Origin of the sequence: Ruminococcus sp. AM42-11 (assembly GCF_003480145.1) — a bacterium.
GTDB classification, from domain to species: domain Bacteria; phylum Bacillota; class Clostridia; order Lachnospirales; family Lachnospiraceae; genus Blautia_A; species Blautia_A faecis.
The window spans coordinates 1-8,675 of record NZ_QUIO01000074.1 but is presented as its reverse complement, the minus strand read 5'-3'; the positions used below and the strand labels follow the sequence as shown (position 1 = coordinate 8,675).

Below are 8,675 nucleotides of genomic sequence, written 5' to 3'. Positions count from 1 at the left end.
CACATTTCCATGGTGCTTGTCGTTTGCTCTTTGGTTCGGAATAGTGTGGTGCTGGCGGTCTATCTCTTGTTTTCGGTTGTTTGCTTCTTTACTGTACATGAGCATTTGCGCCCGGATTGTCATTGCCGTAGCCCTCCATCAGATTGATTACGCCCCAGATACCAAGCCCGGCTCCAAGTGCTACAACAAGGGTCTGCAAAACGTCTACTGCGCTATTGAAAAATGCCATAAATATATCCTTTCTGCCGCGTCTGCGGCTGTCCGGCAAGCGGACAAAAGGCGGTCAGCGTATGGTCGCCGCCGCACAAAAAAACCGCCCTCTGGTAAAGGCGGCTGTCCCCGCGCTGCGTAAGTTCTGCGGCGCGGCGGTATTCAGTTGTAAGGGGTGCGGCTCCTGCCGCTGTGTACTGCGCCGGAAAGTGGGGGCGCGTATCATGTAGCCGGTATGGATAGATGTGATTGCTTCAATCGCTCCTTTCTGTGTTCCGCTGTGCTGCCGGACGTTTTTTTCAGACTTGCGGGAAGTGAATAGCTTGCGTAGCAAGGTGTTCGCTTCCCGCAAGTTCACAAAGGGGTAGCTGCCGCAAGGCAGCGTAGGGGAAGTGTAGCTTCCCCTGTCCCCCGGCGGTCTGCCATGCTGTCACTGTTGCGGGATAAGCCCCCGGCGCGTGACATACTCCGTTGCAAAACGGCGGTGTTCCGCTTCCTTTTCCCGCCAATACTCCCATAATGCAGCGTCGGCGGCTTCCGCAACATTCATTAAAAACCGTTCAAGCTGCTTTTGTTTTTCCTCTGCGCTACGTTTCCTCATGGTCTGCGTCCTCCTGTAAGTCTGCCGCGTCAAGCTCGTAATAGTCAAAAACCTCGTCGGGCTTGACAATGGCGGGGCGGCGTTTAAGGTGCTTTTCCATGTCAAAGGCGTTCTTCGGGTCTGCGTCGGACAGGTACTTGTATTTCGGGTGCTTCGTTATGTCGAATTTGTCCGAAAAGAACGGGCGCACCCCGCGTAGCTGCAAGATACATTTCCCTCCGTCCATGACTGCAATTTCATCTTCCGTCATAAGCTGCTTTCCCAATTTCTGATAGTTCAGCCCATGCGAAAGCTCCCGCCCCCTTGTTTCGGACGTGTTAAAGCTGTCTATCGTTTCTTTTCCTAAAATTTCCGATATTTCTTTAAGGGTGGTTTTCTCCTTGCCGCCCAAGAAAAGCGTGGTGTCGCAGTTGCCGACTATGGTATCGGCGTTGTCTTTGTAAATGGCTTTTAGCTGTGACTGGCTCTGCAAGATGATTGACGCGGATATTTCCCGGCTCCGTATCGTTGCAATGAGCTTTTCAAACTTTGGTATCTGCCCGATATTCGCAAATTCATCAAGTAAGCACCTAACATGGACGGGAAGCCGCCCGCCGTATTCATCATCTGCCTTGTCACAAAGCAAGTTGAATAGCTGTGTGTAAAGGATTGAAACGACAAAGTTAAAAGTGTCGTCGGTGTCGCTGATGATGACGAAAAGGGCGGTCTTTCTGTCGCCTATGGTGTCAAGCTCCATTTCGTCGGTTTCCATAAGCTCCCGCAGCTCCTTAATGTCGAATGGGGCTAACCTCGCGCCGCATGAGATAAGTATGCTTTTTGCGGTCTTGCCCGCCGCAAGTTTGTATTTTTTGTACTGCTTGACTGCAAAATGTTCCGGGTCTTTTTCTTCCAGACGTTCAAACATGAGGTCAACCGGGTTCTGGAAATCCTCGTCGTCCTCGCGGGCTTCCGACGCATTTATCATCTCAAGCAGCGTCGTGAAGTTCTTCTCGTCCTCCGGGGCTTCATACCAGATGTAGCCGATTAGCGCGGTGTAGTAGAGCTTTTCCGCTTTCACCCAGAAATCCTCGCCGGATTTTTCCCCGTCGCCTTTGGTGTTGGCGATAATGGTATTGACTAACTTCAAAATGTCCTTTTCGCTCCGCAGATAGGCAAAGGGATTGTATTTCATGGATTTTTTGAAGTTAATCGTATTTAGCACTTTGATACGGTATTTGTACCGCTGTAACATTTTCCCGGTTTCCAAAATCAGTGTTCCTTTCGGGTCAGTGACGATATACGACGTTGGAAAATCCTTTGACGTACATTGCATGAGCGACGGTTTCACAAAGAACCGGGTCTTGCCGCTGCCGGAACCGCCGATTACAAGGATATTTTTGTTTCTTGCGTATTTCGGCTGCTTCGGGCGGCTGTTCATGGTGAGCCGTTCCGTCTGCGTTAAGGGGATATTGTTCTCAAATACCGGGTCGGTGTACGGCTTTATGTCGTCAGCCCCGCCCCAACGCGCCGAACCGTATTCTGTCCCGCGGCGGTATTTCTTCGCGTTCTTGCCTTTGGTGTAGATAATCAGCCGGACAATGACCGCCCCCGCAATGCCTAAAGCTAAGTCTGCCGGGTGGAAGCTCGGCGCGATACTGGAAAAGGCGGCGGTAAAACCGTCCCCAAGATGTAGCAGCTTTGCGCTTGCGTCCGCGCCGGGGGAGAGCCGGACAGCCGCGCCCACTTTATCAAAGAGCCAGACAAAGAGCAGATACGGGAGATTTAGGATAAGCAGCTTCTTGATTTCCGGCTTCATAGCGATACCTCCCTGTCCTTGTTCTTGACCTTTGCCCGTTCCGCGTTTCTGCCCTGTGCAGCTTCTTTGAGGGTAGAGAGCAGCTTTCGGATTGAGGGCTTTTTCTCCTGTGTCAGCTTTTTTGCGGAAAATTCCTTAAAGGCTGCGGTCAGTACGTCCGCGTCCCGCCCCTTGAAGAAAACCAGATAGCGGGGCGGGCTTTCCGTCGCGTCCTTTTTCAGCGCAAAGTCGATACCGTACTTTTTCGCCGTACTCTCAAAGGCTTTGATATTGCCCTCGGTAATCTCAATGTTGGAAACGCCCGCGTTCTGCTTCATAAGCTGCTTTAAGCTCTGCTTGCCCTGTGGCGGTTTTGCAAGCTGCTTTTTGCCCTTTGACAGTATGGCTTTCATTGCCTTTTGGAGCGTCTGCGCGGTCAGCTTCCCGGTCTTGATGTAAAGGGCTATGGTCTTTTCGTTTACTTCGTCCTGCAATTTGTCGCGTCCTCCTTTCGCGTTTCTTTATGGGGCGGCGGTCAGATACGCACCCGCAGCCCGTTCAAGTCCTCGGCTCTGATACCCACAAGATACCAGTTGTCGCCGTACTCAATCCGGGTCGGCTTCCACTTGCCCCGCACGAATACGTCAAAGCACTCGCCGCAATGCAAGCCCCCGTAGTAGCTGTTTAAGTCAAAGCGGATGTCGTAACGGTCGGTGCGCTCGTCAAATACCAATGCTCCTGTCATTTTCTGTGCCATAATAAAATCCTCCTTTTGTGGTTGTGGGTGGTTACAGGCTTTCGCCTCATTGCATGAATAATAGTCCGGGTCGCCGTACTGCGGCTTTTTCGGTGACAGTGCGCCGCTTGCCATGTCATGGGCGACAAGGGAAGTGTAGTAGTTGCCGATTGTGGACGGGGCGTTGAAAAGGGCGGCTTTCAGATATTGCTTGATGTTGCGGATTTTGGTTGTGTTCTCCCGCATACAGTCAAGCACAAAGCGGATATGCTCGCCGTCTAGTTTCATAAACTTTGACTTCACAAGCTCTGCCGGGTAGTCGTCCCCCGCAATCCGTACCCGCTTTCTGGCGGTGCATACGGTTTCAAGCATGAGGTCTACAATCTCGTCCAGCCTGTCACTGTCAAACTTCATGTCCTGTTTGAGAATGTGGTAGTCGATATTGTCCTTGATGATTTCCCGGTATATATCAACTGCGCTCTGTGCTGCCGCTTCCGTTCCTTTCCGTTCCGGCGGCGCAGCCGCTTCTCTGCAAGGAGAGGGGTTAGGGGAAAGGATAGGAATGGAATGGGTACTTGATAAATCTGTATTTGATTTTTCTTTTTTTGGTAAGTCAGTTCTTTGTATATCTTTATTTAATTGCGTTGGATTTTCCAACGTAGGTTTTTCCAATGTTGGTTTTTCCTGCATTGGATTATCCAATGTTGGATTTTCCAATGTAGGTAAATCCGGCGTAGGCGGCTGCGGCTGCTCGAATATCACATAGTCCGCGCCCCGCAAGCGTCCTTTCTCGTCGCGCTCCCTTGAACGGACGATATACCCGGCGCGTTCAAGTTCCTTAATGGCTTCGCGGATAGCGTCTATCTTCTCCCGGTTGATAAGGGATAAGCCTTTCAAGGTGTAGTCCCAATCTTCGGGGAGTGACAGCATTTGCGACAACAGCCCCTTTGCCTTTAGGGAAAGCTCCTTGTTGCGTAGGTGGTGGTTGCTCATTACGGTATAGCCCTTGTTTCGTTCCACTCTGAAAACTGCCATAGTTCATAGCTCCTTTGCTTTGGATTTGTTACGCAGTAGAAGCGCGGTTTCGGGGGATAAGGTATAAATCCCTTTCCGCGCCAGATACGCGCCCGGAAAACCGCTTGTAGCAAGGCTTTTTCTGCCCCTACTGCGTAACAAAGGGCATGAAAAAAGCGGCGTTCCTGTTCTCCCATGTAGAGAGTAAGAAACGCCGCTTCTGCGTCGTATTCAGTTTTTAGTACAATACCCTGCTTGTCCGTCGCTCGAAAAACCTTGATTTTCCAGTGTTTTCAAAAGTATCGTTATCTAACGTCAGCTTTCGGAATGGCTGTGTAACCGAATAAAAGAGGGCTACGTGATGGTTCGGAATCCATACCAGCCGCAGCAGGTAACAAGATATATCTTTTCGCCTTCTGTGGTAGATCTGATTGCGTTCTGCTCGAAAAATCCGGCGCCTATGCTTTCACACATGGATTTACTGAAAACATATGGAATGTACTGGTTCGTTACCATTACCCCTTATGGAAAAGAAATAGAGCCTCTGGTTCCAGATGTAGAAGCGGTAATAGATACATTTCGGCAACTGGCTGAGATTACAGGACCGGATTCCATGGGATGGCGTTATGACCCTATATTCCTGAATGAGACTTATACGCCAAAGGTCCATATCCAAAAGTTTACACAGATCGCACAGGCCCTTGAGGGCTATACCCATACCTGCGTGATCAGTTTCATCGACCTGTACCAGAAAGTGAGAAGAAATTTTCCGGAAGCCCAAGCTGTACCAAAAGAAAAACGTCTGTCACTTGGGAAAACCATGATACAGATAGCCGCGGCACATGAAATGAAAGTATATCCCTGTGGAGAAGGAACAGAATTAGCCTGTTATGGGGCAGATTGCAATGGCTGTATGACACAGGAAACATACGAAAAAGCCCTCCATACCACGCTGGATATACCGAAAAAGCAGCCACTACGGAAAGAATGTGCCTGTTTTATGGGAAATGATATTGGAGCATATAATACCTGCCTTCATGGATGCAAATATTGTTATGCTAATTATGATACCAAAACGGTTCGTCAGAATTATGCTTTGCATGATCCGAAATCCCCGTTTTTGATTGGAAATTTAAAAGCGGATGATAAAATACATCAGGCGGATCAGAAAAGCTGGATCGACGGACAACTGGTTCTGAAATTTGATTGATAGAAGGAAAAGCTATATGGAAAAGCTTTTGAAAGAACACTGAGCATAAGGAGAGTCTGAAAATGGCAAAATTATATTTCCGCTACGGAGCAATGTGAAGCTCGAAATCAGCAAACATACTAATGGTCCGTTATAACTACGAAGAGCGCGGTCAGTATGCCGTTTTGTTAAAACCAAGAACAGACAACCGGGATGGAGAACGCAAGATCCAGTCCCGTATGGGATTGTCTGCTTCAGCAGAATACGTGGATGAATTTTTAAAAGAGATTTCCCAAACCTGGAAAGAAGGAAATAAAGAATACAGTTATCAGGGAAAGAAAGTGGATGCAGTTCTGGTAGATGAAGCACAGTTCCTTTCGGAAGCGAAAATAGACACTTTGTCCGACCTTGTGGATTTTTATAATATTCCAGTGATCTGCTATGGACTGCGCACCGATTTCCGCAACCGCTTATTTTCTGGCTCCAGACGTCTGATGGAGATTGCAGATGTCATAGAAGAGGTGCCGACTGTCTGCTGGTGTGGAAAGCGTGCACAGTGTAATACCCGGTATGCAAATGGAAAAATTGTACGGGAGGGTGCGCAGATCATGCTTGGCTCCAATGAAAGCTATGTGGCGCTTTGCCGGAAGCACTACAAAGAAGGAAAATTATGGAAAGAAGCTGGAGCAGAAAATGAAACGAGCACCAGGAGAAACTGTAAAATTATGGAAAAAGAGTAAGATATAAGAGGAAGGGGACTATTCTATGAGTAAGAAAAAGGTAGCTTTTATCTGTGTCCATAATTCATGCCGCAGCCAGATAGCAGAAGCATTCGGAAAGCATTTGGCATCAGATGTATTTGAAAGCTATTCGGCTGGTACAGAGACAAAACCGCAGATCAATCAGGATGCGGTCCGGATTATGAAAGAATCATATGGAATAGATATGGAAGCAGATGGTCAGTACAGCAAACTGATTTGCGATATCCCCACGCCTGATATTGTGATTTCCATGGGATGCAATGTCGGATGCCCGTTTATTGGCAGATCTTTTGACGATAACTGGGGACTGGAAGATCCAACGGGAAAAAGCGATGAGGCGTTTAAATTAGTTATGGAAGAAATCAGGAAGAAAATCCTTGAATTAAAGAAGCATGCTTTTGATATGCTAAAGCCAGAATTACAGGTAAGCAAAGAAGCGGCAGCAAAGTTCAACCTTCATTTTGAATATGCGCTGAAACATTACTTTGCAGAAAATTAAAATAGATTTTGATAGTTCAAATGAAAATTGTACGTTAGGATTGGAGAAAAGTAAAGAAATGAAGCAATATATCGTGGATGCTTTTACAAATGAACCGTTTTCCGGAAACCCGGCAGCGGTTTGTGTGATGGATCATTGGCCGCCTGAGAAATCTATGATGAAGCTTGCCATGGAAAACAATCTTTCCGAAACAGCATTTATTGTAAAAGAAGAAAAAGGCTACCATTTAAGATGGTTCACACCGGGAACGGAAGTGGAATTATGCGGGCATGCAACACTGGCTTCTGCTTTTGTGATCCTGAATTATTATGAACCCCAAAGCGATGCTGTTACATTCCATACCCTTAGTGGAAAGCTGACGGTCAGGAAAGACGAAAATCTATATGAAATGGATTTTCCAACCTATGAACTTTGTGAGATACCAGTTACGGATGCAATGGAAAGGGCATTCGGGGTACGGCCACAAAAAGCAGTTCTGGGGCTTGATCTGATCTGTGTCTTTGAAAAGGAAGAGCAGGTACGGAAGATGCAGCCTGACCAGACACTTTTAAAGGAAATCGAGGGCAGGATCCAGAACGCTACAGCTGCAGGAATAAATGTGGACTGTGTTTCGAGAAGCTTCTGTCCGAAACTATCCATTGCAGAAGATCCTGTATGTGGGTCTGCGCATTGCCAGATCGCTGCGTACTGGTCCAGAGTTTTGAACAAGCCTGCGATTAAAGCGTATCAGGCATCCAGACGTGGGGGATATCTTTACCTTGAACTTCTGGATAAAGGAAGGATAAAGATCAGCGGGGAAGCCGTATTGGTTGCGGTTGCTGATATTAAGGCAAAACTCTAAATGGGAGCTATCGAAGATTCCTTTTAATAAAAGAAATACTAAGAGAAGTAAAGAAACTTTATAGTATGGATGAAAGAGGGATAGAACATGTGCGGAAGATATTACATCTCAGAAGAAACCTATCAGGATCTACAACGGATTGTCTCCCTGGTTGAGCAGAACGTAAAGAAAAAAATCCAGACCGGGGACATTCATCCTACGGAAACGGCTCCCGTTCTTGTATGGAAAGAGCCGGGAAGGCTTTGCCTGACCGAAAAAACCTGGGGGTATCCAGGCTGGCAGAAAAAAGGCATCATTTTTAATGCCAGGGCAGAGTCTGTAAAAGAGAAGCGGATCTTTCAGAATGGGATTTCCTATCACCGGGCAGTGATTCCAGTAAGCGGTTTCTATGAATGGAACCATCAGAAGGAAAAGAATACTTTTTACCGGAAAGATGGGAATACCATGTATCTGGCAGGATTTTATGACCGGTTTGGTATGGAAGACCGTTTTATCATTCTTACGACACAGGCCAATGATTCCATGAAACTGGTACATGACCGAATGCCGCTGGTTCTGGAAAGCAGCCAGGTTGTTCCCTGGCTTAGTGAAAAGGAAAGTGCAGGAAAACTCTTGCAGCAGGAGCCGGTTTCATTAGAACGCTATACGCCCTATGAGCAGCAGTCTTTGTTTTGAAAATAGAATCCCGAAAAAAGCTGGTATGTGAATCATTCACAGAACCAGCCTTTTTATTTTCGCACAAAATGGAAAATAGGATCGGTATTAAAACCAAGGGTTTATTCCGATAAATTGGACACAACGAAAAAAAGGGAGTAAAAGAAACATTTACCACTTTACATCCGATAAGTGAGGCTATATAATAAGAAAACAGAACATACGTTCTTAATATAAGAGAGGTGAATCCTGTGGAACGAAAGATTTTACACAGTGACGCAAATTCATTTGTGTGACTTGAAAGTCACTACATTTATTGTCTTACCGTAAGGTGTAAGACCTGCTGTTCCGTCAGTTGAGTCTAATATCTACAAAGTAGCGGGTAACTGCTATGAG

At 47.0% G+C, this 8,675-nt stretch carries 6 protein-coding genes and 5 pseudogenes; 5 read left to right on the top strand and 6 right to left on the bottom strand.

Features of this window, described 5'->3' with window-relative positions:
• Positions 1–106: 106 nt before the first annotated feature.
• From DW904_RS22040 to DW904_RS22025, 6 genes and pseudogenes are all read right to left on the bottom strand, one after another.
• Positions 107–229: pseudogene (locus tag DW904_RS22040) on the bottom strand (Maff2 family protein); the annotation flags it as partial.
• 411 nt (positions 230–640) lie between these two features.
• A complete protein-coding gene (locus DW904_RS23210; protein WP_002569167.1) occupies positions 641–811 on the bottom strand; it encodes a hypothetical protein in 171 nt (56 codons plus the stop codon).
• Entirely contained in the window at positions 798–2,606 is a 1,809-nt protein-coding gene (locus DW904_RS22035; RefSeq protein ID WP_007037036.1) for a VirD4-like conjugal transfer protein, CD1115 family, read from the bottom strand. Before DW904_RS22035 ends, DW904_RS23210 begins: the two co-directional genes overlap by 14 nt.
• Entirely contained in the window at positions 2,603–3,079 is a 477-nt protein-coding gene (locus DW904_RS22030) for a PcfB family protein (protein WP_007037035.1), read from the bottom strand. Before DW904_RS22030 ends, DW904_RS22035 begins: the two co-directional genes overlap by 4 nt.
• 41 nt (positions 3,080–3,120) lie before the next feature.
• Positions 3,121–3,312 (bottom strand): annotated as a pseudogene (locus tag DW904_RS24390) (DUF5348 domain-containing protein); the annotation flags it as partial.
• A gap of 84 nt (positions 3,313–3,396) precedes the next feature.
• Positions 3,397–4,356 (bottom strand): annotated as a pseudogene (locus DW904_RS22025) (DUF6017 domain-containing protein); the annotation flags it as partial.
• A gap of 310 nt (positions 4,357–4,666) precedes the next feature.
• Between DW904_RS22025 and DW904_RS22020 the strand changes: the two are divergent.
• The 5 genes and pseudogenes from DW904_RS22020 (at position 4,667) to DW904_RS22000 (ending at position 8,300) form a co-directional block, all read left to right on the top strand.
• Positions 4,667–5,545 (top strand): DUF1848 domain-containing protein, encoded by an 879-nt coding sequence (locus DW904_RS22020; protein WP_279254420.1) that lies wholly within the window; start codon positions 4,667–4,669, stop codon positions 5,543–5,545.
• Positions 5,546–5,655: 110 nt separating this feature from the next.
• A pseudogene (locus tag DW904_RS22015) lies at positions 5,656–6,264 on the top strand (thymidine kinase); the annotation flags it as partial.
• Between the two features lie 25 nt (positions 6,265–6,289).
• Positions 6,290–6,673: pseudogene (locus tag DW904_RS22010) on the top strand (arsenate reductase ArsC); the annotation flags it as partial.
• 169 nt (positions 6,674–6,842) lie between these two features.
• Positions 6,843–7,625 carry a PhzF family phenazine biosynthesis protein gene (locus DW904_RS22005; protein WP_118584256.1) on the top strand — a complete coding sequence of 261 codons (783 nt, stop codon included), beginning with the start codon at positions 6,843–6,845 and terminating at the stop codon, positions 7,623–7,625.
• Between the two features lie 87 nt (positions 7,626–7,712).
• On the top strand, positions 7,713–8,300 hold the full coding sequence (locus tag DW904_RS22000) for an SOS response-associated peptidase family protein (protein ID WP_118584255.1): 588 nt from the start codon (positions 7,713–7,715) through the stop codon (positions 8,298–8,300).
• Positions 8,301–8,675: the final 375 nt, after the last annotated feature.

What these genes read in the sequence shown, in the direction of transcription:
- DW904_RS23210 (WP_002569167.1), bottom strand. Translation starts at nt 811, where the DNA reads ATGAGGAAACGTAGCGCAGAGGAAAAACAAAAGCAGCTTGAACGGTTT.
- DW904_RS22035 (WP_007037036.1), bottom strand. Translation starts at nt 2,606, where the DNA reads ATGAAGCCGGAAATCAAGAAGCTGCTTATCCTAAATCTCCCGTATCTG.
- DW904_RS22005 (WP_118584256.1), top strand. Translation starts at nt 6,843, where the DNA reads ATGAAGCAATATATCGTGGATGCTTTTACAAATGAACCGTTTTCCGGA.
- DW904_RS22000 (WP_118584255.1), top strand. Translation starts at nt 7,713, where the DNA reads ATGTGCGGAAGATATTACATCTCAGAAGAAACCTATCAGGATCTACAA.